This window comes from Cohaesibacter intestini (genome assembly GCF_003324485.1).
In the GTDB taxonomy this organism is placed as follows: Bacteria; Pseudomonadota; Alphaproteobacteria; order Rhizobiales; family Cohaesibacteraceae; genus Cohaesibacter; species Cohaesibacter intestini.
Window position 1 is genome coordinate 251844 of sequence record NZ_QODK01000001.1, and the last position, 25302, is coordinate 277145.

Annotated in this window: 24 protein-coding genes; 10 read left to right on the forward strand and 14 right to left on the reverse strand. The window is 57.3% G+C overall.

The window, feature by feature from the left end; translation table 11 throughout:
- Positions 1 to 2: 2 nt before the first annotated feature.
- The 4 genes from DSD30_RS01145 to DSD30_RS01160 form a co-directional block, all read right to left on the reverse strand.
- Positions 3 to 998, reverse strand: a complete 996-nt coding sequence (locus DSD30_RS01145) for an ABC transporter permease (protein ID WP_114007769.1) — start codon at positions 996 to 998, stop codon at positions 3 to 5.
- A complete protein-coding gene (locus DSD30_RS01150; protein ID WP_114007770.1) occupies positions 995 to 1990 on the reverse strand; it encodes an ABC transporter permease in 996 nt (331 codons plus the stop codon). Before DSD30_RS01150 ends, DSD30_RS01145 begins: the two co-directional genes overlap by 4 nt.
- Entirely contained in the window at positions 1983 to 3488 is a 1506-nt protein-coding gene (locus DSD30_RS01155) for a sugar ABC transporter ATP-binding protein (protein ID WP_114007771.1), read from the reverse strand. Before DSD30_RS01155 ends, DSD30_RS01150 begins: the two co-directional genes overlap by 8 nt.
- Before the next feature lie 89 nt (positions 3489 to 3577).
- Positions 3578 to 4567: a substrate-binding domain-containing protein gene (locus DSD30_RS01160; RefSeq protein ID WP_114007772.1), complete on the reverse strand. Its 990-nt coding sequence runs from the start codon at positions 4565 to 4567 to the stop codon at positions 3578 to 3580.
- A gap of 215 nt (positions 4568 to 4782) precedes the next feature.
- Here DSD30_RS01160 and DSD30_RS01165 point away from each other — a divergent pair, with 215 nt between their 5' ends.
- Positions 4783 to 5820, forward strand: coding sequence for a LacI family DNA-binding transcriptional regulator (locus tag DSD30_RS01165; RefSeq protein WP_114007773.1), 1038 nt, complete (start codon positions 4783 to 4785; stop codon positions 5818 to 5820).
- 29 nt (positions 5821 to 5849) lie between these two features.
- On the opposite strand, the gene fucK is transcribed toward DSD30_RS01165, so the two are convergent.
- Together fucK and DSD30_RS01175 are read right to left on the reverse strand one after the other, a co-directional pair.
- Entirely contained in the window at positions 5850 to 7250 is a 1401-nt protein-coding gene (gene fucK / locus DSD30_RS01170) for an L-fuculokinase (protein ID WP_157967505.1), read from the reverse strand.
- Between the two features lie 43 nt (positions 7251 to 7293).
- Entirely contained in the window at positions 7294 to 8016 is a 723-nt protein-coding gene (locus tag DSD30_RS01175; protein ID WP_198662766.1) for a DeoR/GlpR family DNA-binding transcription regulator, read from the reverse strand.
- Between the two features lie 236 nt (positions 8017 to 8252).
- Between DSD30_RS01175 and DSD30_RS01180 the strand changes: the two genes are divergently transcribed.
- Together DSD30_RS01180 and DSD30_RS01185 are read left to right on the forward strand one after the other, a co-directional pair.
- Positions 8253 to 8903, forward strand: a complete 651-nt coding sequence (locus tag DSD30_RS01180) for an L-fuculose-phosphate aldolase (RefSeq protein WP_114007776.1) — start codon at positions 8253 to 8255, stop codon at positions 8901 to 8903.
- A gap of 102 nt (positions 8904 to 9005) precedes the next feature.
- Positions 9006 to 9494, forward strand: coding sequence for a MarR family winged helix-turn-helix transcriptional regulator (locus tag DSD30_RS01185; protein WP_114007777.1), 489 nt, complete (start codon positions 9006 to 9008; stop codon positions 9492 to 9494).
- Positions 9495 to 9521: 27 nt separating this feature from the next.
- Here the strand turns inward: DSD30_RS01185 and DSD30_RS01190 are convergent, their stop codons facing one another.
- From DSD30_RS01190 to DSD30_RS01200, 3 genes are all read right to left on the reverse strand, one after another.
- Positions 9522 to 10229 (reverse strand): L,D-transpeptidase, encoded by a 708-nt coding sequence (locus tag DSD30_RS01190; protein ID WP_245418324.1) that lies wholly within the window; start codon positions 10227 to 10229, stop codon positions 9522 to 9524.
- 235 nt (positions 10230 to 10464) lie between these two features.
- On the reverse strand, positions 10465 to 10833 hold the full coding sequence (locus tag DSD30_RS01195) for a hypothetical protein (protein ID WP_114007778.1): 369 nt from the start codon (positions 10831 to 10833) through the stop codon (positions 10465 to 10467).
- Positions 10834 to 11003: 170 nt separating this feature from the next.
- Positions 11004 to 11942 carry a LysR family transcriptional regulator gene (locus DSD30_RS01200; protein ID WP_114007779.1) on the reverse strand — a complete coding sequence of 313 codons (939 nt, stop codon included), beginning with the start codon at positions 11940 to 11942 and terminating at the stop codon, positions 11004 to 11006.
- 223 nt (positions 11943 to 12165) lie between these two features.
- On the opposite strand from DSD30_RS01200, the gene DSD30_RS01205 reads away from it, so the two are divergent.
- The 7 genes from DSD30_RS01205 to DSD30_RS01235 all read left to right on the forward strand — a co-directional run bounded on the left by DSD30_RS01205 (position 12166) and on the right by DSD30_RS01235 (position 20522).
- Positions 12166 to 13773 carry an ABC transporter substrate-binding protein gene (locus DSD30_RS01205; protein WP_157967506.1) on the forward strand — a complete coding sequence of 536 codons (1608 nt, stop codon included), beginning with the start codon at positions 12166 to 12168 and terminating at the stop codon, positions 13771 to 13773.
- Positions 13774 to 14012: 239 nt separating this feature from the next.
- Positions 14013 to 15089 (forward strand): ABC transporter permease, encoded by a 1077-nt coding sequence (locus DSD30_RS01210; protein WP_114007781.1) that lies wholly within the window; start codon positions 14013 to 14015, stop codon positions 15087 to 15089.
- A complete protein-coding gene (locus DSD30_RS01215; RefSeq protein ID WP_114007782.1) occupies positions 15089 to 16018 on the forward strand; it encodes an ABC transporter permease in 930 nt (309 codons plus the stop codon). Before DSD30_RS01210 ends, DSD30_RS01215 begins: the two co-directional genes overlap by 1 nt.
- Before the next feature lie 14 nt (positions 16019 to 16032).
- Positions 16033 to 16938, forward strand: a complete 906-nt coding sequence (locus DSD30_RS01220; RefSeq protein WP_114008556.1) for an ABC transporter ATP-binding protein — start codon at positions 16033 to 16035, stop codon at positions 16936 to 16938.
- Entirely contained in the window at positions 16935 to 17714 is a 780-nt protein-coding gene (locus tag DSD30_RS01225) for an ABC transporter ATP-binding protein (protein ID WP_114007783.1), read from the forward strand. The genes DSD30_RS01220 and DSD30_RS01225 overlap by 4 nt, the downstream gene beginning before the upstream one ends.
- Before the next feature lie 200 nt (positions 17715 to 17914).
- Positions 17915 to 18961, forward strand: a complete 1047-nt coding sequence (locus DSD30_RS01230; protein ID WP_114007784.1) for a dipeptidase — start codon at positions 17915 to 17917, stop codon at positions 18959 to 18961.
- Between the two features lie 277 nt (positions 18962 to 19238).
- Positions 19239 to 20522 carry an MFS transporter gene (locus DSD30_RS01235; RefSeq protein WP_114007785.1) on the forward strand — a complete coding sequence of 428 codons (1284 nt, stop codon included), beginning with the start codon at positions 19239 to 19241 and terminating at the stop codon, positions 20520 to 20522.
- An 11-nt stretch (positions 20523 to 20533) separates the two neighbouring features.
- On the opposite strand, the gene DSD30_RS01240 is transcribed toward DSD30_RS01235, so the two are convergent.
- From DSD30_RS01240 to DSD30_RS01260, 5 genes are all read right to left on the reverse strand, one after another.
- On the reverse strand, positions 20534 to 21382 hold the full coding sequence (locus DSD30_RS01240) for an HTD2 family dehydratase (protein ID WP_114007786.1): 849 nt from the start codon (positions 21380 to 21382) through the stop codon (positions 20534 to 20536).
- A 161-nt stretch (positions 21383 to 21543) separates the two neighbouring features.
- Complete coding sequence (locus DSD30_RS01245; protein ID WP_114007787.1) at positions 21544 to 22251, reverse strand: orotate phosphoribosyltransferase; 708 nt, start codon at positions 22249 to 22251, stop codon at positions 21544 to 21546.
- Positions 22252 to 22410: 159 nt separating this feature from the next.
- Positions 22411 to 23091: an HAD family hydrolase gene (locus DSD30_RS01250; RefSeq protein WP_157967507.1), complete on the reverse strand. Its 681-nt coding sequence runs from the start codon at positions 23089 to 23091 to the stop codon at positions 22411 to 22413.
- 145 nt (positions 23092 to 23236) lie between these two features.
- Positions 23237 to 24154, reverse strand: a complete 918-nt coding sequence (gene rbsK / locus DSD30_RS01255; protein WP_114007789.1) for a ribokinase — start codon at positions 24152 to 24154, stop codon at positions 23237 to 23239.
- Between the two features lie 17 nt (positions 24155 to 24171).
- Entirely contained in the window at positions 24172 to 25188 is a 1017-nt protein-coding gene (locus DSD30_RS01260; protein ID WP_114007790.1) for a LacI family DNA-binding transcriptional regulator, read from the reverse strand.
- Positions 25189 to 25302: the final 114 nt, after the last annotated feature.

The following is a 25302-nucleotide window of genomic DNA, read 5'->3' on the forward strand; positions in this document are numbered from 1 at the left end:
GGTCATTCCTTTCTTAAATAGCTGATTAAAATCTTGATGTGATGAGACCTGAGCATCATCACCGCAATCAGGAACAACCCCCACACGGCGGTGGCGAGATGCTGGTTGGCACCAACCAGATTGAGGCCCGAGGACAGGATTTGCAGAATGAAGAGCGAGATGACCACCGGCACCACCCGACCATGCCCACCGAACGGATCAACACCGCCAAGGAAGCAGGCCAGAACCGTGATCAGCAACAAGGCTTCGCCGTGGCCAACGCGCACCGAGTTGAAGCGCGCCGCCATCAGAATGCCAGCGATGGCGCAGAGCAGACCCGAGAAAGCATAGATCAGCACCAGGGTCCGCTTGGTATGAAGACCCGCATATTCGGCGGCCTGGATGTTGGAGCCGGTCATATAGACCGAGAAGCCGTGACGGGTGCGCTTGAGCAGGATATGCCAGCCCACCGCTACCAGCAGGAACAGGATGAACGGCACTGGAATGCCCATCACGCTGCCATGACCAATCACCCGCATATAGTCGGGGAAGCCGGAAATGTCGCCGCCGCGAGTCAGGAACTCTCCCAAGCCTCTGAGGAACACCATCATGGCCAGCGACACCAGAATCGGGTGCGCTCCGACATAGGCGACGATGGCTCCGATGGCGGCACCGGCCAGCATGCCCACTGCAATGGCTGCGATGACGCCAATGATGAACGCCTCGATACCAGGGTCCGGGCCACCAAATTGCAGCAAGACCCAAGCCAGTGTCAGGCCGGAAATGTTGGCGGTGTAAATGATCGCCAGATTGAGGCCGCCGGACAGGACTGGCCCGAGCATGGCAAGCGTCAAAAAGCCAAGCAAAGGCAGCTGATAGCCCATCGAGGACAGGCTGGGGACGGTCAGAAATTGCGGAGCGGCCAGACTGAAGGCCCCTGCGATGACAACCAGTAGCACCAGCAGGCCGGAGGTGTCCGAGCCGAAGACCGACGTTCGTTTTGAAGGTTGCTTGCTCATTTTGCAGCCTCCCTTCTGAATTTGAAGAGATCGGAGAAATTGAGGTTCGACGTTGAAATCGCCACAAGAATGGCAGCACCGATGATCATCTGGAACGCGAAAGGCGAAACGCCGAGCAGGTTGAGACCATTCTGGGTGACGGCAACAAACATCACGCCAATGACACAGCCAAGGATCGAGCCTTTGCCGCCGCCAAGGCGGGCACCGCCCAGAACAACCGCGGCCAAGACATCAAGCTCACGGCCAAACAGGGCATTGGGGACCACTTCCTGCACGATATTGACCTGCATGAGACCAGCAATGCCCGCCATCATGCCCATCCAGCCAAAGGCCAGCGCCTGCATGGCGGCCACATTGACCCCGGCCCGTCGCGCCCCTTCGGGATTGTCACCAAAGGCATAGAGCTGGCGACCAAGATTGGTGCGGCGGATGAGGATCCATGTGGCAATGACACAAACGATCATCACCCCGACCGAGAGATTGAGCTCGGCCCATGACCCATCGGCAAGTTCATGCTCGAAGATGAAGATGCGATCGGTTAGCCAATCGGGCAGGTCATAGATGCTGCGACCACGGGTGAAGAACATCAACAGACCGAAAAAGGCATTGTAGGTGGCGATGGTGATGACAATGGTGACGACCCGGAATGTGTGGATCAGGATCATGTTGATCAGGCCAAGGCCGATGCCAATGATGGCACAAATGGTGAGCCCGAGGACCCAATTGCCACCATCAAGGGAGAAAAGGATCTGGACGCCAACATATTGCACCACCGAGGAAGCCACGGCGAAGGAAATGTCGATGCCGCCTGCTATCAGCACCACAAGCAGGCCGACCGCCCAGATCAGGTTAATCGCATTGTTGTTGAGAAGTGAGGTCAGATTGACCAGAGTGAAGAAGCTGTCTGTCAGAAGGGACAGGGCAAGGCAGATGGCGAGAAGCACCACGGCCATGCGGACTTCGATCTTGTTGTCACGCAGGAAGCTATGCATAGATCCGCTCCTCCAGCTGTGGCACCGTGATGTCGTGCGGATTATACGCGTCGACGATGCGGCCATCGGCCATGTGCAGAATCCGGTCCGAATGGAACATAACCTCGGTGACCTCATCGGAGATGAGCAGAATGGCAAGGCCATTCTCGGCAAGCCTGCGCACGATGCGGAAAATTCCTGCGCGAGCGCCGACATCAACGCCGACCGTGGGACTATCGAGAATGAGCAAGCGCGGATCGGTTGCCAGCCACTTGGCAAGAACCACTTTCTGCTGGTTGCCGCCGGACAGGGACGAAATCGGGTCGTCCTGATGGCCGATCTTGACCCCGAGATCCTTGATCCAGCTGCTGACCAGCTGTTCCTTCTTGGTCATGGAAATGAGCGGCACTTTCATCAACAACTTTTGCAGCACCGAGATCACCGTATTGTCGGCGATGGATTGCTTTTGCAACAAGCCCAGTGTCAGACGATCCTCGGAGACATAGGCCATGCCCATGCGAATTGCGTCGCGGATGGAGGAGGGTTGATAGGTCTGGCCATCAAGGGCCATCGAACCGGAATCGGATCGGGTCATGCCCATCAGCACATGGGCCAGCTCGGTGCGCCCCGCACCGATCAGACCAGTGAGACCGACTACTTCACCGGCCCGAATGGTCAACGAGACATCCTCGAATTCACCGATGCGGCTGAGATGGGACACTTCAAGCACCGGCTCGGCATCGGTCAGAGTGCGGGCATCAACAGAATGCTCGATCGTCTGCCCGGTCATCAACTCACCAAGCTTGGCCTGTGTCATAGTGTCGGTGGAATAGACACCGACCAGTTTGCCATCCCTGAGCACAGTCACCCGCGATGCAATGTCGATCACTTCGGCCAGCCTATGGCTGACAAAGACCACGGCAACCCCATCGGACGACAGCTTGCGGACAATGGCCAGCAAGGCGTCGGTTTCCGACTTGGTCAGGGAGGCCGTTGGCTCATCCATGAAGATCAGTTTGGCGTCATTCATCAGGGCGCGGGCGATGGCCACGATCTGCCGCTGGGCGATGGGTAATTCTTCCAGCGCCATATCCATGTCGAGGGCTACGCCGAGGCGTTCAAGGACTGCCTTTGCGCGTGCCCGCATGTGAGCACGATGAACGCCACGCGGTCGCAAGCCAACCAGATCGTCAAAGGCGATATTTTCCTGAACGCTCATATGCGGGAAGAGCGCCAGATCCTGCCAGATGACCGACACGCCTTTGGCGCGGGCCTGAGTGGGTGAAATGGAGTTGAGCTGTTCGCCGAACAACTCCATTTGGTCTGCCTGTTCGGGCTGATAGACACCGGTGATGACCTTGATAAGTGTAGATTTGCCGCAGCCATTTTCTCCGGCGAGACAATGGACCTCGCCGGCCAGAACTTCGAAATCCACATTGTCGAGTGCTTGCAAGCCACCAAATGCCTTGGAGATGCCCTTCAGACGCAGCGCGAATTGCTCGCGATTGCCATTCGTCATTGTGTCTTGACCTTGTGAGAAAATGGGCGCGCGAGATAGCTGTTGTCTTGATTGCTGCCTCGCGCGCCCGCTCTGCTGGGAGGATAGTCTCAGAGGCCCATATCGGCCAGACCGTCCACGGTGCTCTTGTTCACTTCGAGCAGGTTGTCGGTGATGATGTCACGCTCTTCAACCATTGGCTCGACAACGCCAAGACCCGGGATGTCCATGCCGGATTTCACTTCTTTGCCCTCGACCAGCATTTTGCCAAGGGTTACGAAGACTTCGCCAGCTTGCGCCGGATTCCACATGTAACCGCCCAAAAGTGTGCCTTTGTGCACCATCTTGCGGCCCTGCCCCGGAGAGAATGGACCAAGCACATGGATTTTTCCGGTTTTGCGACGTTCTTCAACAGCGCGCCCTGCGCCGATCGGTCCCTGACTGCCAAAAGCGAGGAAGCCTTTGAGGTCGGGATTGGCTGCGATCAGATCGAGTGCGGTGGAGCGGCTGTCGTCAACATTCTCTGCAACGCCATACCGTTCGCCTACCAGTTCAAGCTCTGGATGGTTTTTCGACATCCATGCGATGGCGGCATCGGCCCAGGCATTGTGCAGAGGCACAGTCAGGGAGCCAACATAAACAGCATATTTCCCCGGACCATCGGCTTTCTCGGCCAACAGCTTGGCATGGGCTTCGCCAAAGCCAGCGGCGGATGCCAGCTCAAAGTTCCAGTCCACATTCGTCAGACCGGGTCCTTCATGGGAAATGACAATGATCCCAGCGTCGCGCGCTTTCTTGAGCACCGGTTCCAGGGCGGCTTCGTCGTTTGGTACGACGCCAATCACGTCAACACCCTTGGCGATCAGATCTTCGATGGCCTGTACCTGCAAAGCAGGGTCGGCAGAAACCGGACCGATCATTTCTGCGTTGACGCCGATTTCGGCTGCACGCTTGGTGATGCCATTCTCCATGGCATTGAACCACGGAATGCCGCCAATCTTGACAACAACACCCATGGTTGGTTCTGCGGCACTTGCACTTGTTGCAAGACCGACAGCCAGAGCAAGGCCGGCAATGCAGCCCAACAGTTTGTTCTTCATGGTCTACCTCCCAAGTATCGATTCAATCTGAATGCCAGATGAACCTGAACAATCGATTGTGCAAACTCCTAAACCGCGAACGAGCAGAGCTTATTCAGCAGCTCAATGCGGAACTTTTCCCATTTTGCACAATCGATATTTCACATTAATGCAAATATGGATTAACCTGTCAATATGTTCATCACCAGCTCAATTAGAAAGACGATCCGCTCTCCATGAAACGCACGCCCAAAAGCACGATTTATGACATTGCCGAGAAGGCTGAAGCGTCGCCTTCCACAGTCAGCGCAGCCCTCAACGGCACCTGGAAAAACCGCAGAATCCGGCAGGAAACGGCCGAACGGATCATTGCGATTGCACGCGAATTTGGCTACTCGGCCAATCTGCAGGCCCGCGGCCTGCGCACGGCCCGTTCCGGTCTGGTGGCCTTGCTGATGCCCGACTACAATCGCTTCTTCTCCAGTCTGGCTGAGTCCTTCTCCCTGCGTGTGCGTCAAAATGGCCTATGCCCGGTGATCGTTTCCACAGACCGCGATCGCGAGGAAGAACTCTCGACAGTTGAAAATCTCGCCTCCTACAATATTGACGCGTTGTTTGTCGTCGGCGCATCCAATCCCGAAGATATCAGCCATTATTGCCAGCAGGCCCATATCAGCCACGTTTTCATTGACCAGCCCTGCAAGCTCGCGCCATCGGTGGTGACGGACCATGCGGCCGGTGCCCGTGCCCTGACCCGCGAAATTCTTCGTAGCCGGGTTCCGCTCGGCGCGTTGGAGCGGGACCGTCCCTATTTCATCGGTGGCGACGCCAATCTGCCAGCAACGGCGCTGCGCATCGAAGGTTTTTGCAGGATCGTCAGCGAGCGCCTTGGGGACTGTCGGAAGGATCAGATCAATGCCTGTGGCTATGAGCTGGACAATGCCGAGCTGGAAATCAAGCGGCTCTATGAGCGGCTGGGCGGCTTGCCGAGCGCTTTGTTCATCAACTCCCTGACCGTTTTTGAAGGCATCCTGCGCTTCCTGATCACGATCCCCGAAGAGGAAATCCGTGCCTGCTCCCTTGGCTGTTTTGACTATGAACCTTTTGGCAGCCTGTTGCGCTTTCCGGTTCACATGATCCGTCAGCGGCACAAAGAACTGATTGATCAGGCCTTTCAGCTGCTGGACGAGGGCTCCGTGCCGGGCACTCTGATCGAGGTCAAGCCGCAACTTTACAGAGCCATGGATGCGGCCCCGCATCGTCTGGACGAGTAAGGACCGCACAGCCGCTGAAGGATGCAGATCTATTGCGGCATCGTCACATGGGCCTGCAACGCATAAGCCTCTCGGGCCGCTTCCGCACTGGCATGCAATCCCGCCCCCTGCATGGCGAACATCGAAGCGCCAAGCACCGTGGTTTCGGGCTCATCAAGCACATAGATCGGGATGCCGAGTGCGTTGGCCTTGAGCTGCGTCCAGAACTGGTTGCGGGTGCCGCCACCGACCAGAGTCAGCTTCGACGCCTTGAACCGTCCCACCTGCTCAAGCAGGGCAAGCCCGGTCTGGAGGCGTTTGACAAGGCCATTGAGCGCCGCACGGAACAGAATGCCGCGATCCACATCAAGGGACAGGTTGGACATCTCCCCCTTGCCGATCAACATGTCAGGATGAAAGGTCATGCCGAGACAGTCTTCTGGCGCGGCCATGGCATCGCGGATCATGATGTCATATTTCTCGCTGCCGGACAGATCGGGATACATGACCCGCGCCACCCATTCGACAACGGCGGATGCCACATATTGATAACCCGGAGTATAATGACCGCGCTTGACGTCCCATTCGCAGGTGAAGGCATCCTGAAAAATGTCAGCGGACGGCAGATCAATCGTCGCACAGCGGGCCATCAGGATTTCCCATGTGCCGGACGACAGGACCGGCTGATCAGCGCTGGCACCGGCACCAAAGATGGCGAATTGCGTGTCATGACCGGCCGAAACCACCGGTATCCCCGCCTCCACTCCCAGTGCGGTCGCCATTTCTGGCAACAGGGGACCAATCACCTCGCCAGGGAAGACCGTTTCGGGGAACAGGGAGCGTCGTGCTCCGACAGCATCAAGGATCTCGGCGCTGAAATCCTGCGCCTTCAGGTCGGTCATCTGAGCGGTGCCGACCATCGTCGCATCGTTGGTCAATCGTCCGGTCAGTCGATGGGTGAAGAGCGAGCTCATGAACAGGGAATGCTCGGCATTTGCGAGCAGATCGGGATGGTTTTCGCGGAACCAGACAAATTTGTTCAAGGTGTTGAAGGGGAAGCGCCCTACCCCGCTCAGGGTCATCAGGCGGTCGGGATCAATGTAGTTTGACACATGTTCCTGTGCCTCAAGGGTGCGGGTGCATTTCCAACTGATGACCGGATGCAACAAACTTCCCTTGGCATCCAGAAAGGTGCCATCTGCGCCAAAAGTGGTGACTGTGACCGCCCGAATGCGCTCCGGCCCGACCTCTTGGGCCACCCGCCGGGCACATGTGACCAACTTGTCGAACAATTGCTCGAACGGCCAGTAATGCCAGTTTTCATGCTGCGGATCGGCAATGGTGACATTCTTTTCCGCCGCCCGCGCCAGCACCGTGCCGCTTTGCCCCACCGCAATGGCCCGCACATTGGTGCTGCCACAATCCAGCACCAGAACAGCCTCTTCCCCCATAGTCTCCTCCCGTGACATCCTCCCGATGCTGCCAACGTGTCCATTACCCTTGTGGCATGGCACCGACGACACCGTCTTCATTGATCCGGCAGTGGATCCGTTCTGCATTCGCGATCTGCATGAAACCGCCGCGCCCTTCCTTGCTCTTGTCGCAGAGCAATATATGGTCACGGCTGCTGCGCCGCATGGCCCGCTTGACCCCGGCATTCAGAGCATTGCTATCCCACGCGCCGCTCTCGTCCATGAAACCGGCGCAGGAATGAAAGCACAGATCGGCCTGAAATTCATGGATGTGGTCGACGGTAATCGTCCCCAGAAAGGCGCCATATTTCTCATAATATCGGCCACCGACACCAATCACCCGAATATTGGGTTTGTGGACGAGATCAAACACAATGCGCAGGGAATTGGTGATCACCGTCAGGGGCATGTCAGGCAGCATACGTGCGAGATACCAACAGCTGGAGCTGGGATCGAGCATCAGGGTCTGCTCTTCATGGATGAAAGGCAGCGCGTGACGGGCCATCGCCTCCTTGGCGTCGGAATTGAGGGATTGCCGGGAGCCAAAGGCCAGCACATCATGACTGTCAAGCAGAGAGGAGGCCCCACCATGGGTGCGGCGCAAATAGCCCTGCTCTTCCAACAAGCGCAAGTCACGGCGAATGGTTTCCACCGCAACACCAAACTGTGCAGACAAATCGGCCACACTGATTGATCCGAGGTGATCCACCCGATTGACGATGTCTTTCAAACGGCCTGGCAGCATACCCTTCTCCAAAACGGTCATATTCGGTCATCAATCTGTCACAAATTTCCGCCAACCACAAGAGCGATGCTCTATGTCGCATGCGTTTAACTCGGGACAATTGCTGTCATTTTTACCATTTGCGCCCAATTGTTTGAATATGAGGCCAAATGACACAGAGTCTTGCAGCTATTGTCGAATCCCTGTTCCCATGATAAAACGGGCACAAACAGTCAACCCCAATTTGGAGCATTCCCATGTCTGACACGACAGAAATCCGTCAGAGCATCATTGATGCCTGCCTTGAAATGAATGCCAGTGGTCTCAATCAGGGGACAGCCGGCAATATTAGTATTCGCGTCGAGGATGGCATGCTGATCACTCCGTCGGGCATTGCCTACAACCAGATGACGCCGGACGATATCGTCCATGTGCGCGCCGACGGGTCCTATGGCAACAATCAGGTCCCGTCCAGCGAATGGCGCTTCCATCTGGCCTGTCTTGAAGCCCGCTCCGACGCCAATGCCGTGGTGCATAACCACGCGCATCATTCGACCTGCGTGGGGATCCTCAACCGCCCCATCCCGGCCATTCACTATATGGTGGCAGCCGGGGGCGGCTATGACATTCCGGTGATCGATTATGCCACCTATGGCACCCCTGAACTGGCGACATTGGTGCGCGAGGGAATTGCCCAGCGCAAAGCCATTCTGATGCGCCATCACGGCATGATCGCCACGGGGGCGACGCTGGCTCAGGCCATGTGGCTGGCAGTGGAAGTGGAAACCCTTGCACGGATGTATCTTGAAGTTCTGCAGATCACCGATACGCCTCCTTGTCTGCCGGATGCGGAAATCGATGTGGTGCTGAAAAAATTCGAGAGCTACGGCCTGCGCGAGAAGAACTGACCGCATAAGGCTCTTTATCGGCGACATAGCACCTCTTTGGCCGATTTCTGTTTGACGGATCCGATTCCGGGCATTAATCCCTCAAGACAGAGGAATTGATGCATGACGCCGAACGAAGAAATCAGACTGATCTTGATGTCCATCCGCAAAATCGCGCGGGCGCTGGATATCCATTCGCGCTACCTGAACAAGGAAAGTGGCCTGACGCTGCCACAACTGATTGTCTTGCACTGTGTACGGGATCTTGGCGCGCCTTCGGGTAGCGCCATCGCCAAGGCGGTGGATCTGTCTCCGCCGACGGTGCTCGGCATCCTTGATAAGCTGACCGCCAAGGGATTGATCGAGCGGCAACGACTGGAGAATAATCGCCGCGTCGTTGTCTCTCGTCTGACCGAACAGGGCGAGGCACTTCTGGCTGACAGCCCCTCGCCGCTTGGCGAGCAATTTTCCAGCCGCTATTTCGCCCTGAATGAAGAAGAGCGACGCAAACTGATCGACTCTCTGGAAACCTTCGCCGACTTGACCAAGAGCGAAAAACTCGACGAGATTGCCAAACTGGTCAGCAGCACTGTGCCGACCAGTCAATTGTAACGGTTCATTCTCAACGAGTTTCCTGCGTCAGATCACCACGATCGATGACTGATTTGGCACACGCTTGTGCAGATCGATGATGTCGTGATTGAGCAGCCGCACGCAGCCGGACGACACCGCCTTGCCAATCGACCAGACCTCAGCCGTGCCATGCAGGCGATAGAGAGTGTCGCGTCCATCCTGATAGATATAGAGGGCGCGCGCGCCGAGCGGATTGGCCGGCCCCGGAGGCATGCCGCCATTTTTCCAGCTCCATTTTTCCAGCTCAGGCTGACGTTTGATCATCTCTGCCGGTGGTGTCCAGGTGGGCCAGATCCCCTTGCGGGCAACAATGGCACGTCCTGACCATTCGAACCCGGCCCGCCCCAGTCCGACGCCATAGCGCATGGCGCGACCATTCTCGAGCACCAGATAGAGATAGTAATTCTGCGTGTCGACGATCAGCGTGCCGACCTTCTCCGAGGTGCGATAGGCCACCTCTCGGCGCAGAAAACGCTTGTCGATCTTGCCAAGGTTGATGGCATCAAGGGGAAACCGTTCCTTGGGCAACGGGCCATACATGGTCGCATAGGGGCTAGGGGTGGCCGGGTTCAACCCATCAGCGCCTTTGCGCGGCCCACAGGCAGCAAGGGTGGCGCTCGCCAACATGAGACCTGTGGCGCGGAGCATCTGCCGACGGCTCAAACCCGTTGGGAGCGGGCGGCTGGGCGTTGGAAATTCATTGTCTTTCGTCATTGTTTCTACCTGATCTATGCAGCATGGACCTTTGCTGCAGTCCATGCCGACCTCTGCCGGATGCGTCCAGTTGCCTTGGAAAATCGGCGCAGCGCGAACAGAGAGATGACTTTTTGTCAGTCATCACGGGAGATTCATACCCCTTGCCACGTCTCTCTTCCGGCTGGAAACGAGCGCGACAGTGGCACGAAAATATGGGTCTTCTTCATCGGATTTATGGATCGGACGTTCGGTCTCACCCAAAGCGCGGAGGTGGCGGGTCCGGGGCTATGTCACGCCGTGCGGCAGTCTTGTCCCAAGGGATAAGGAAGGGTCTGAGACCGCTGCCGGTGACATGCGACACGACGACCTGAATGGCCAGCATCGGTCCGTTGCATTGCAAGGGGCCGTCAGCCTGCCCGTTCGGACATTTCCGGCACGGGGCAGGCGCGGCCACCTGGTTGACCAAGGCCCGCAAATTCTTGACACCGGTCATGATGCTGTCGCCATGGACAGCGGGCGCCTTGGAGACGACCAGAATGGTGCTGGAAAGCAGCAGGGGCATCGACAGACTGAGCAGCAACAGCACACTCAGCAGACGCAATTTGGAACAGGTTGCGAGCATCAACGGGTCAATGTCTGAGCGCACATCTTCGGATCGGGTGGCGCAGGGTCTGGCGGGATTGCAGCTAAGGGTTACCCCTTATTCACCCTATCCACAACCAAAACCCGTTGCCCACGCCACTTTCCTGGCCTGCCGTTGCAAACACATCACGTCCAAGCTCGCATTGCCCGTCAGGCCAGTTTGAAACGCTCCAGATGTCCGGTGCAGGGATCAGATTGCAAGTGGGACCAAATGGACTGCACGAGAGGCGATTTTACCTCGCGTTTCTTGCAGACCCAGATATCGAGCTCGGTGTCATATTTGCGATTGTCCGCCAAGGCGATTTCGCCACTGCGAACGCTGTCATAGGCACTGCAGGCGGGAAGCCAGAGCATCTTCTGCTCATAGATGGCCAGTTTCTTCATGAACTCGCAGGTGCCGCTCTGGGCAGCGCAGACAAATTTCGGATCCTGCGCTGTCATGCGTGAGAAAATCAGGTCCTCAATGCGCGAAAAATATCCCGTCAGGCCGTAGCCGACATACTCCAGTCCATCACGGGGCGGATTGTTGATGTCATAGGCTGGCTCACCCTTTTCGTTCAGGGCAGTACAAAGATGCATAATATCTTTCCCGAGGGTGATGAATTCGAACTCACGGGGGTCGAGCACGGTCGGCACCTGTGGATGGTGAAACAAGACCACCAAATCCATTTTCCAATCCGCCAGCATTTCGATCATTTCACCGAAATCATAGGTGTCGATGGAAACGGAGAAGTCGCCGCAGGCCACCTTGATCTGCTGAAGCCATTCAGGAACAAAACTCAAGGCCAGCGTGGTCGCTGCCGCAATGCGGATATCCGGGGCAGCACTTGCGTTACGGCGTTGAAACTCAACCCGGTTCAGTTGCAACTCGCGCAGGATATTCTGAGCCGTGTTGTGAAAGGCCGCACCGTCCGCCGTCAGTTTGACCGGATAGGAGGTGCGATCAAACAGGTCCGTTCCAAGCCAGTTTTCCAATGCCTTGATGCGGCGCGAGAAGGCGGATTGGGTTATGTGGCGCTCTTCAGCGGCCTGCGAAAAACTGCCGGTTTTGCTCAAAACCAGGAAATCAGTCAGCCAGTTCGTGTCCATTGCATGCTCTTTGACCGTATGCGGAAATTATGGGCAGCCTATCACATTATGCGAAATTTGCATAACAACCCTGTTGGTTGATTTCGGTTAATGGATATAGGCTGTTGGAGTCACCTGAATGTGCGATCCCCGCTCGGTCAATGAAGCGGGGGCGGCATTCTTCCATCGCAGATCGCCCACGGTTTGCGAATTGAGATCAGATTATCCTAGAGGGAGATTGAACGTGAATTTTCCATTGACGTTTAAAGGCCTGTCCATGGCAGCTGCGCTGGCTGCATCCGTCGCCATTCCGATGGCTCCGGCCTCAGCCGAGACGCCCAAAGACACCTTTGTGATTGCGCGCAACACCGCCGATGCCATCACGCTTGATCCGGCAGAAAGCTTCGAGTTTACCGGCGGTCGTATCATCGCCAACATTTATGAGCGTCTGTTCTTCTTCGAACCGGGCGATCTGACCAAGCTGGTTGGCGGCATCGCGGACTCCTATGAGTTTTCCGAAGACGGCAAGAAAATCACCGTCAAGCTGAAGTCAGGCCTGACCTTCCATTCCGGCAATCCGGTTACGGCTGCTGACGTTGCCTATTCGCTGGGCCGCGCGGTCAAGCTCGACAAGACCCCGGCTTTCATCATCAAACAGATCGGCTGGACCGCGGAGAACGTTGATGAAGCCGTCAAGGCAATCGACGACACCACCGTTGAAATCAATGTGCTGGCAGACATGTCTCCTGCGCTGGTGCTGAACCTGCTCTCTTCTTCCGTCGCTTCGATCGTCGACATGAAGGAAGTGGAAGCCCATGCGGTTGATGGTGATATGGGCTATGCATGGCTGAAAGACCATTCCGCAGGCTCTGGCGCTTACAAGCTGAAAAGCTGGAAGGCCAACGAGCTGGTCATGCTCGAAGCGTTTGACAAGTTCCGCTATGGCGAGCCACCAATGAAGCGTGTCGTGATCCGTCACGTGGCCGAGCCTTCTGCACAGCGTCTGCTGCTGGAAAAAGGCGATGTGGATGCAGCAATGGAACTGACCTCGGATCAGCTCAAAGGGCTGGAAGGCAATGCGGATGTGGCCGCAAAGTCCTATCCGAAGGGCTATCTGATGTATATCGCGACCAACATGGAACATCCGATCCTGTCCAAGCCAAAGGTCCGCGATGCCCTGCATTATGTCGTCGATTATAAAGGCATGGTTGGCTCGATTCTGGATGGCCAATACAAGATCCACCAGAATTTCTGGCCATCGGGCATGTGGGCAGCGGCGACCGAAGCCCCTTACAGCTACGATCTGGACAAAGCCAAGGCCCTGCTCGCGGAAGCTGGCGTGGAAGAAGGCACCAAGATCACGATCGACACCCTGAACAAGTCACCTTTCAAGGAAGTGGCGCAGAATGTTCAGGCCGCTCTTGGCAAAATCGGCATCGAGTCCGAGATTATCCTGTCCGACGGCAAGACCCTGTGGCCAAAATATCGCGCCCGCAAACATGAGCTGATCATTGCCCGCTGGGGTCCTGACTATTCTGATCCGCATTCCAACGCTGATGCCTTTGCCCACAACCCGGACAATCGCTTCGAAGCCAAGCTGACCGGCAAGCTGACCTGGCGCAACGCCTGGGATGCAAAAGGCCTGACCGAGTTGACCAATGAAGCTGCGGCTGCGTCCGATCCGGCCAAGCGTGAAGAACTCTACGCCAAGCTGCAGAAAATGGTGCGCGAAGATTCGCCATTCACCATTATGTTCCAGGCCATCGGCACCTTCGGCCAGCGTTCCAACGTCGACGGCTTCGTCAATGGCGTGACCTCTGACCAGGCCTACTACTGGACGGTCACCAAGTAAGCTGATGCGCCCCTCTCCCTATTGTTGAGGGGCGTTTTTCTTTTTGGTTTCCAAAATGGTAGGGGTGATGCAACCGCATCCCCTCATGCTTGCAGTTCGGGCACAGCCAATCGCGGCGGATTGGGGCCCGGACTGTGTCAAACCAGACAGCGCGCCCCCAACAAGATCAGCCCCCTTCAAGCGCGGGACAGCTGACCGACATGGCGCGTCCTTTACGGGATATTTGCGGGATTTCCTGAATGACAGACAATTCCATCTCACAGACGACCGAGTCACAGGGCAGCGGGCCAGATTTTGCGCCGCTTCTTCGCACCTTGAAGAAGATCGGCAGCGGCCTCGCCATGCTCATTCTTACTTTCATCGGCCTGACTGCCGTCACCTTCATCATTGGCCGGATCATGCCCAATGACCCGGTGGTGGCCATTGTCGGTGACCGGGCTTCCAAGGAAGTCTATGAAGCGATGTATATCCAGCTCGGCCTCGACAAGCCGATCTGGGAGCAATATGTGATCTTTGTCACCAATATGCTGCAAGGGGATTTTGGCAATTCGGTGATGACCACCCGGCCGGTGCTCGAGGATATCAAACGCTTCTTTCCGGCAACGTTGGAGCTGGCGACGCTGGCCACCTTGGTCGGCATCATCATCGGTGTCCCTGCTGGTGTCATGGCCGCAGTGCGGCACGGCACGATAGTTGACCATATTGTCCGCATCATCGGCCTTCTGGGTCATTCGATCCCGGTCTTCTGGCTCGGCATGGTCTCGCTGTTGATCTTCTATGCCAAGCTTGACTGGGTGGCAGGTCCGGGGCGGATCGACTTCTTCTATGACGGCATTGTCGATCCGGTGACCGGCATCATTTTGATCGATTCCGCAATTGCTGGTGAGTGGGAAGTGTTCCAGAATGCCGTCTCCCATATCATCCTGCCCGCCTCGATGCTGGCTATCTATTCGTTGGCCTATATTGCCCGCATGACCCGCTCTTTCATGCTTGACCAGCTCAATCAGGAATATGTGCTGACCGCCCGGGTGAAGGGCCTCAAGGAAGGGGCCGTGATCTGGCATCACGCTTTCCGCAACGTCCTTGTCCAGTTGATCACAATCATCGGCCTGACCTATGCCAGCCTGCTCGAAGGCTCGGTGCTGACCGAGACAGTCTTTGCATGGCCGGGGATCGGGCAATATATCACCAGTTCCCTGTTCAATGCCGACATGAATGCGGTGATTGGCGGCACGCTGGTGGTTGGTGTGTCCTTTGTGGGCATCAACATGATTTCCGACATGCTGTATCGCATCGTTGATCCGAGGGCGAAATAATGACTGATAGCGCCATCAAACCAAATACCGGATTGCGTGCCTGGCTGCTCGCCGATTTCCCGGATACCGCCTTTCAGGCTCGCTGCCAGCGCGCCTATATTGGCTGGCTCAGCTTCAAGACCAACCCGATTGCCATGCTCGGCCTGTTCATCGTTGGCTTCCTTTGCCTTGTGGCTTTGTTCGCGCCGCTGATTGCAGGCACCGATGGCAATGAACAGGAGCTCGCCAACCGTTTGCAGCCCGCCAGCGCCGCCCATTGGTTTGGCACCGACGAGTTGGGCCGCGATGTGTTTGACCGCATCGTCTGGGGCTCGCGCGTCACCCTTTATATCATTTTCCTTGTCTCGATCATTGTCATGCCAATCGGCCTGATCATTGGCACCGCGGCGGGCCTGCTCGGAGGCATTGTCGACAAGGTGCTCATGCGCATCACCGATATTTTCCTTGCCTTCCCACGCCTCATTCTGGCGCTGGCCTTTGTGGCCGTGCTGGGGCCGGGGCTGGAAAATGCCGTGTTGGCCATCGCTTTGACCACATGGTCGCCCTATGCCCGTCTGGCACGGGCCGAGACGCTGACCGTGCGTTCGAGCGAATATATCATGGCCGCAGAGATCATGGGTGCCTCGAAGATCCGCATTCTCTTTTCCCATATCATGCCAATGTGTCTCAGCTCGACCATCGTGCGCCTGACACTCGATATGGCGGGCATCATTCTGACCGCTGCCGGCCTCGGTTTTCTGGGGCTGGGTGCTCAGCCGCCGCTGGCGGAATGGGGGGCGATGATTGCTACGGGGCGCGACTTTCTGCTCGACCAGTGGTGGGTACCAACCATTCCCGGCATTGCCATTCTGGTGGTCTCCCTTGGCTTCAACCTGCTTGGCGACGGCCTGCGTGACGTGCTCGATCCACGCAGTTCGGGAGGCCATTGATCATGGATGGAACAATGAAGAAAGCAGTCCCTACACCGCCGCAGGATACGGACCGAAGCGATGAGACACTGATTTCGGTCAAGGACCTGCATGTGCGCTTCACCACCCCCAAGGGCCCGGTTCATGCGGTGCGCGGCGTCAGCTTTGACCTCAAGCGCGAACGGCTTGGCATCGTCGGGGAAAGTGGCTCGGGCAAGTCCCAGACCGGCCGTGCCCTGTTGCGCCTGACGGCAGGCAATGGGTCAATCGAGGCCAGCGAGATGATGTTTGACGGCATCGATCTGATGCAGGCCAGCGAGAAAAGCATGCGCGCCATTCGCGGCTCGCGCATTTCGATGATCATGCAGGATCCGAAATATTCGCTCAATCCGGTGATGACGGTTGGGGCGCAAATCGCCGAATCCTGCCGCGAGCATGAGAAAATCTCCAAGGCCGAAGCCAAGAAGCGGGCGCTGGCCATGCTGGAGGCGGTGCGAATCCGCGAGCCGGAAAAGGTCTATAACCTCTATCCGCATCAGGTCTCCGGCGGCATGGGACAGCGGATCATGATCGCCATGATGCTGATCACAGATCCGGAAGTGATGATTGCCGACGAACCGACCTCGGCACTGGATGTGACGGTGCAGATGCAGGTGCTGGCCTTGCTCGACGACATGGTGCGCGAGCGCGGCATGGGGTTGGTTCTGATCAGCCATGATTTGCATCTGGTCTCCAGCTTCTGTGACCGGGTGCTGGTGATGTATGGCGGCCGGATCATGGAAATCCTCGATGCCAAGCATCTCGATCAGGCCCAGCATCCCTACACCAAGGGCCTGCTGAGCTGTTTGCCTCAGATGGATGGCCAGCATGAGGAACTGCCCGTGCTGCAGCGCGATCCAAACTGGATGACCGAAGACCTGGGCGGAGGGTCCAACGCATGATGATCTCCATTCGTGATCTCAATATTTCCTTTGGTTCGGGCAAGAATGAAATTCAGGCTCTCAAAGGCGTCACTCTTGATGTCGCCGAAGGGGACAGCTACGGCCTTGTCGGCGAGTCCGGCTCGGGCAAGTCGACTGTTTTGCGGGCGATGGTGGGCATTTATACCCACTGGACCGGCTCCATCCGCATCGATGGGCACGAGCTGACAGCCAAGCGCTCTCTTGCCTCGCGCAAGCATATGCAGATGGTATTCCAGGACCCTTATGGCTCGCTGCATCCACGCCGAACCGTGAATGACACCCTGCTCGAACCGTTGGTCATTCACAAGCTCGACAATCACGACACCCGGATCGTCAAGATCCTCAATGAGGTGGGGCTGGGGCCGGAATTCCGCTTCCGCTATCCGCACCAATTGTCCGGCGGTCAGCGGCAGCGTGTGGCCATTGCCCGGGCGCTCATTCTGGAGCCGGAAGTGATCCTGCTGGATGAGCCGACCAGTGCGCTCGATGTGTCGGTGCAGGCTGAAATTCTCAACCTGTTGTCGACGCTGCGCAAGACCCATGGCCTCACCTATATCATGGTCAGCCATGATCTGGCGGTGGTTGGGCATCTGTGCAGCAAGATTGCGGTGATGAACAGGGGCGAGATCATCGAGGAAATATCCGAAGATCAGCTGCGCAGCGGCGATGTCTCCCACGACTATACCCGCCAGCTCTGGACCGCCTCGCACGGCTACGACCGTGCGGCGCTTGAAAATTTCAAGGAATTTGCCTGACCACAGGCAGACTTCCCCCTCCCCGGCATTGTCGCCAAAACGGGCAATGTCGGGGAGCTTTCCCGATCCCCGGCGTGCAGTATCTGATGGCCCGATTGTCGGGTTGCCCGCCTGAAAATGACGAAGCGGGGCCTGCAAAGACAATCTGCAGGCCACGAACGGGTGCGTTTTGCCCCCAAGCAACGATAAGGACATAAGCGATGGCAGACAGATTGATCCCGGTCTTTGACGGACATAATGACACCCTGCTGCAACTGACCGAAGCCGAACGCAAGGGAGCGCCGATCTCCTTCATGGATGGCGACGAGAGCCTGCATATCGATTGGCACAAAGCGGGCGCCGGTGCTTTTGCGGGCGGGTTCTTTGCGATGTTCGTCCCGCCGGTCAAGGAAGGAGATCAGGCGCTGGAGCTGCATGAGATGCTGGCCCCGGTCGAGCAGACCTATGCCCTTGACTATACCATGCATCTGGCATCCTCAGCCTTCCGGCTGGAGAAGGAATCCGGCGGCTCGGTTCGGATCTGTCGCTCGGCCGCAGACATCCGCAAGGCGATGAGCGACGGGGTGATTGCCATGTTGCTGCATATTGAAGGGGCGGAGGCCATCGATCCCGATTTTCACGCGCTTGAGGTGCTTTACGGCGCAGGCCTGCGCTCCATCGGACCGGTCTGGAGCCGGGCCAACATCTTTGCCACCGGGGTGCCGTTTGATTTCCCCGGTTCGCCAGATCAGGGGCCGGGCCTGACTGACAAGGGGCGCGAGCTTGTGCGTCGCTGCAATCAGATGGGCATCATGCTCGATCTGTCCCACCTCAATGAAGCAGGATTCTGGGACATCCAGAAACTATCCAGCGCACCACTGGTGGCGACCCATTCCAATGTGCACGCATTGAGCCACACCCCACGCAACCTGACCGACAAGCAACTCGATGCGATTGCTGAAAGCAAGGGCGTGGTGGGCCTCAATTATGCGGTCGGCTTCCTGCGCGAAGATGGCGACCAGAAAAATGCCCATACGCCGATTGAGCGGATGCTGACCCATCTTGATTATCTGCTCGCCAAGCTCGGTGAAGACGGCGTGGCGCTGGGGTCGGACTTTGATGGCTGCACGGTACCAGAGGCCATTGGTTCATCGGCAGGCAATCCCAAGCTTATCGATGCCATGCGCAGCCATGGCTTTGGCGAGGCTTTGATCGAAAAGATCGCCCATGGCAACTGGATTTCCCTGCTCGAACGCAGCGGAATCTGACGAAATCACATCCATCCTGCTGACACTCAGGGCGGCACTCCCTTGCCGCCGCCCTGGGTGTCAGTGTATCGGGCTGCCATCGCCCATTCAGGCACCCAAAGGGGATGAATCGCGAAATGTGACCAATACAAGGCCATTTCGCGGTGCCATCATGTGGCTGTTGACGCTTGATGCACACAGGGGTAAGTGCAGCGCCATTGGCATCAATGGTTGACTGGCCTCAACCTTTTTGTTGCAATCACAACTGCCCACCATACTGACTCAAGAGAGTTCTACCTTGCCCCGCAGCCTTTTATCCATTGCCTCGCTTTTGCTGGGATCTGCCTTTCTATTCTTTGCGGGCGGTCTGACCGGCGTCCTGTTGCCCGTTCGCGGCGGCATCGAAGGTTTTTCGAGCTTCTGGCTTGGTTTGCTGGGAACCGGTTGGGCGGTTGGCTATGTGTCAGGCTGTCTTTATGTGCCGCGGATCGTGACACGCTCGGGCCATATTCGGGCCTATAGCGTGATGGCAGCTTGTGCCTGCATATCGATCCTCTTGACTTCCATGCTCATGGTACCCATTGCCTGGGTGGTGCTCAGGGCATTGGCTGGTTTTGCCTTTGCGGGCGCGGCAATGATTGTGGAAAGTTGGTTGACCGAACGCTCTTCAAGCTCGGTTCGCGGGGTGATTTTCGGCACCTATACGATGGTCAACCTGTTTGCCACCACGGTGGGGCAAATGGTGATTGCCGTTGTGCCTGCCGAAGGGGTGCATCTTTTCACCATTTCGGCGATTTTCTATGTGGTCGCTTTGCTACCAACGGCACTGACCCGCTCGCCAGCCCCTGCTCCTCTGGCACGGGTGACGCTGGATGTCGCCAAATTGTGGCGCAACTCGCCGATTGCGGTGGTGGCCGTCTTCCTGACCGGCGTATCGAACGGCACCTTTGGCACGCTGGCTGCGGTTTATGGCCGTGATATCGGTCTTGATCTGGCGGGTATCGCTCTGTTTGTCAGTGCCTCGATCTTGGCAGGGGCCGCAACCCAGATCCCGGTGGGCTACATCTCGGACAAAATGGATCGCCGCTATGTGGTGATTGGTATCGCCATCGTGGCGATCATTTCTGACGGCTTCTTTCTTAACAATGCGCCCAAGGATACATGGTCGGCGGTGATCCATGCGGCGGTGTTCGGGGCGGCAATTTTCACTTTCTATCCGGTGTTGGTCGCCCATGCCAATGACCATGCGGCGCCCGAAGACAGTCTTCAGACCAGTGGCGGCTTGCTTCTGATGATCGGAGTTGGTTCGATTGTCGGGCCGCTGATTGCCGGTGCATTGATGAGCGCCTGGAACGAACAGGGCCTGTTCATCGTGACGCTGGTGTCCCACACACTCATTTTGCTCTATGCGATCTGGCGTCTGACCCAGCGCAAGGCAGCACCCGGCGATGAAAAGAGCCGCTTCATTCCAATCGCTCCCATGCGCACCCGGACGCCACAGACCATTTTGATGGCCGATCAGCTGGCCGAACCAGAGGCCGACGACGGGGGTGAGAAGGCGACCAGCGCAAGGCAGCCTTAAGAAACCCGCACCTATCGCAGCTGCGCCGTGGCCTTCATAGCCGTGGCCCCATCGTGACGCCGCACCCATAAATCGCACGTCTTGCCATCGGCGCTCATTTGACCGTGAAGCGTGAAATCATGGATATCGAACACGGTGGCCAAGGCGCGGAATTCAAAGCGTTCAATTTCGGCGTTCGGTGCGTTGCGGCGCAGCAAATCCATGAGCATCGTGGCGAGCAAGGGACCGTGGACAATCAAACCTTCATACCCTTCCGAGCCGGTGCAGAAAGGTTGATCATAATGGATCCGATGGCCGTTGAAGGTCAGAGCTGAATAGCGGAACAGCAGCACAGGGTCAGGCGTGACATCCCTGCTGAAATCCGACGTCACGGGCGCTTGCTTCGGGGCGACGACAGGCGCGTCAGCCTTTGGCATTTCGCGATAGACGATATCGTGATCCTCATCGACGCAGAGGGTCTCACCGTCGAAAATCTGATGGACGACCGTGACGAAAACCAGCTTGCCAGATCGGCCTTCCTTGCCTTTGACGGATTTGACGGTCGAGACCTTGCGCAAGGTCTGGCCGATGCGCATCGGCGCGTGGAAAGAAAAGCGGCTGGCCGCCCACATGCGGCGCGGCAAAGGCACCGGCGGCAAAAAGCCCCCCAAGGCGGCATGCCCGTCATAGCCAGCATCTGACAGCTTGAACAAAGGCAGGAAATGCAGCCAGTGCCAGAGATGCGGCAGCTCGGTGCCGTCGATATAAGGCGCGTCATCGCGGTTCAATGTGGCGGCTAGCGCATTGGACGGGAAAGGCGCGATCCGCTCCGTCAGGCTTTCCGATTTGCCGATCCATTGTTCCAGATGCTGCATATCCATGCTGAGGCTTCCTTGCTGCTTGTCTTGTGATGCATAGAAGATAGCTCCAATCGGGGGCGGACGAAAAGTCAGCGAAAAGAGCCTGTTTGCAGATGCCAACAAAAAACCCGCAGCCGTGCCCGGCGCGGGTTCTTTGATGGATCGTCGGTGCTGAAAAGTCGCTATTCTTTCTCGGCTTTGGAGATTTCGGTCACGCCGCCATTGGCACCGGACCAAGCCAATGGATCATTGAGGAAGGCCTCGACCTGCGCGTGGGTTTCGTCATCGAAATAGCCATGCTTGCGCGAGACCGCCAGCACATCGCGCCAAGTGGCCAGATAATGCAGCTTGATGTCGATCTCGGCGAGATTGTCATGCACTTCAGGGAAGATGTCATAATAGAAGAGCACGATCGTATGATTGATATCACCACCGGCCTTGCGGATGGCTTCGCAGAATTTGATCTTGCTGCCGCCATCGGTGGTCAGATCTTCGACCAGCAAGACGCGCTTGCCGTCGATGCTGCTGCCTTCGATCTGGGCGTCACGGCCAAAGCCTTTCGGCTTCTTGCGGACATAATGCATCGGCAGGTCGAGTTTGTCGGCGATCCATGCAGCGAAGGGGATGCCTGCGGTTTCGCCGCCAGTGATCGAGTCAATCTGCTCAAAGCCGATATCCTGCAGGATGACTGAAGAGGCAAAATCCATCAGCGTGTTGCGGATGCGCGGATAGGAAATCAGTTTGCGGCAGTCGATATAAACCGGGCTGGCCAGACCGGATGTCAGCATGAAGGGCTCATCGGCACGAAAATGCACCGCCTGGATCTCAAGGAGCATCTTCGCGGTCAATTCGGCGATCAGTTCGCGATTTGGGAAGGAGCTTGGCATCATGAGGTCACCTATCTGTTTCGTGTCATCCGGACAAAGTGCCCAAGCCCTAATGGTTTCCCCCCATCAAGACAATGTCAAACCGGAAAGGGCACAGGGCTGTTGTCGCTTTATAAACAGCAAACTTGTGGCAAGATCGCAGGAAATGGCCGTTGATGGACGCTATGCTCGCAAGATGGCCTCAAAGTCCGACAGGTCTTTGGTGACCTGAAGGGCGCCAGCTTCGCTCAATTTGCCCGCCTGCCAGTCGACGCACTCCCTGAGATGGGTGCCGCCGACAAAGCCGAAGACCGCCTCGATACCGGCAGCCCGTGCGCCGATGGTGCCAGCAATGCCATCCTCGATCACCGCCGTACGCGCTGGATCTGCGCCCAAGGCTTCAAGAGCATGGAGAAAGATGTCGGGGGCCGGTTTGCCATTGGCCACACGATCGGTACTGTATAGGCGATCTTCGAAGCGATGGCCGATGCCGACCACATCCAGTGCATGCTGAAGACGGCCTTCACTGCTGCCCGTGGCGATGCAGTAGCGGATGCCTTCTGCCTCGAGATGATCGAACAGGGACAGAGTGCCGGGCATCAGGGCAAGATCTGTTGTGAAGCGCGCAAGGATACGCTCATTCCACAAATTCGGGAATTCGTCTCCGGCATCCCTGCCAGCGGTTTTCTCGATATAGGCGCGGGTTGAGGCATTGGAATGGCCCAGAAACCCCTCGACCAGTTCGTTCCAGCTCTTCTCGATACCAAACATCGCCATTGAGCGTTGCAACTCGTCCAGGGAGATTGTTTCACTGTCGACGATCACGCCGTCAAAATCGAAAATAACCGCTTCAAATCTGCTCATTCCCGTGCCCTTCATTCGCCTGGATTTTACCGGCGGCACCCTTTCATGAGTGCTGACCAATAGCAAGCCCCGATGGCGACCAAAGTCGAAGACAGGTCGATCGGGGCTGACGGGTCGGTCAAAAAACGATCAGTCCTACAGTCGATTATGCATTGAGCATCGCAGTGACTTCGGCAAGCGTCGGCGCAGCACTCGACGCCCCGCGCTTGGTGGTCGAAAGCGCACCGCAGGCAGCCGCAAACCGCACCGCGTCAGACAGGCTCTGACCATCGGCCAGAGCATAGGCAAGACCACCATTGAAGCAGTCACCAGCGGCCACCGTGTCAATGGCCTCAACCTTGAAAGGCTCAACGAAGCCTTCCTCGGTTGCGGACTGGAAATAGACCCCGTGCGCTCCGAGTTTGATGATGGCGACCGGAACACCGCGGGCCCGCAATCGGGTGGCAGCTTCGGCTGCCTCGGCGCGGTTGGATGGACGCAGGCCGGTCAACAGGCCGGTTTCGGTTTCATTCGGGGTGATGATATCGATTTGCGACAGCACCGCATCGGCCAACCCTTCAGCGGGTGCGGGCGCGGGGTCAAAAATCACCCGTCCCCCAGCTTCACGCACCAAGGCGGCAGCTTTGAGGCCCGCCTGCATCGGGATTTCCAGCTGCAGCAGCAGAATGTCGGAGGCCTTGAAGACGGCTTGGGAGCGCACGACATCGCTCTCATCAATCGCCATGTTGGCACCGCCAATCACCGTGATGCAGTTTTCCGCCTTTTCATCGACGCCAATCACCGCGATACCGGTCTTGTTGTCCGGGTCGGAATAGATATGATCGGTCGGTACATTCAGTTCGTTCAGGGCTTTCAGGGCTGTTTCGCCGAACATGTCCGGGCCGATGCGGCCAATCATGGCCGTCTGTGCTCCCAGCTTGACGCAAGCGACCGCCTGATTGCATCCCTTCCCCCCAAGGCCGAGGCCATAGGTGTCCCCATGCAGGGTTTCGCCCGGTGCCGGCAACCGCTTGGCATAGGTGGTCAGGTCGATATTAATGCTGCCAAAAACTGCAATGGACATGGAAGTACCTCTTGGAATTACGTCTCACGGATGGGGCGCGGGGGAGAGACCGATTCCCGCACCACCAGCGAGGGTTCGAACTGGAGCAGTTTGGGCATATCGGCTTTGTTTTCGAGATGGTCGATCAGAATGTCGGCGGCTTTCAGACCCAGCTCGAAGCTTGGCTGATGCACCGTGGTCAGAGATGGGGTGAGATAGGCGGCCAACTCGAGATCATCGTAACCGATGATCGAGATGTCTTCACCTACCTTCAGACCCTTTTCCTGAATGGCACGATAGGCCCCGATGGCCATCATGTCGTTGCAGGCAAAGACCGCTTGGGGGCGCTCCGCTGCTTCCAGCACCTTTTGCATGGCACGGTAACCGCCGGGGGCGCTCAGCTCATCGGACACCACCCAGTCGGAGCGGATGGCATGGTCGCTGGCTTGCATCGCCTCGATGAAACCGCGATAGCGATCACGACTGCGGGGGTGCTCAACCGGACCGATGAGGCAGCCAATCTCGGACAGGCCCTGTTCGAGCAGATGATTGGTTGCCAGCCTGCCACCGAGGATGGAATCGTCAGCAATGGCGCAGCCATCAACGCTCAGTTCGAAATCGAGCAGGATCTTCGGTAACTTTTTCAGACTCGCGAGCTTTTCATTAAAAATGGCATCGCTGGATGTGGTCATCACGACCAACGCATCAATGCGCTTTTGCAGCAATGTCTGGAGATAGGACAAATGGCGCTCGTGGTCGTCGCCAGAATTGCACAGGATGAGGCTGTAATGCTTCTGGTAGCAGCCTTCCTCGACCCCCTGCACCACTTCGGCAAAGAAGGGGTTGGTGGAGGAGGAAACCAGCATGCCGATGGTCTTGGTGGATTTGACCTTCAGCGCACGGGCCAGAGAGCTTGGCTGATAGCCAAGATGCTCTATGGCCTTTTCGACCTTTTCTTTTGTCGCGGGGGCTACGAAACGGGTCGAGTTGACCACATGGGACACGGTGGTGACCGAGACACCTGCTTCCTGTGCCACATCCTTGATGCTGATCATGGGTATCGGCTACCTATTCTGGCGGCTTCCGACAGCTCCTTTGTCAGGGCAGGTCAGAGATGCCAAGCCTCTGGTCTCCCGAGCAATCAGAGTGATGTCTGTCATTCGTCTGGC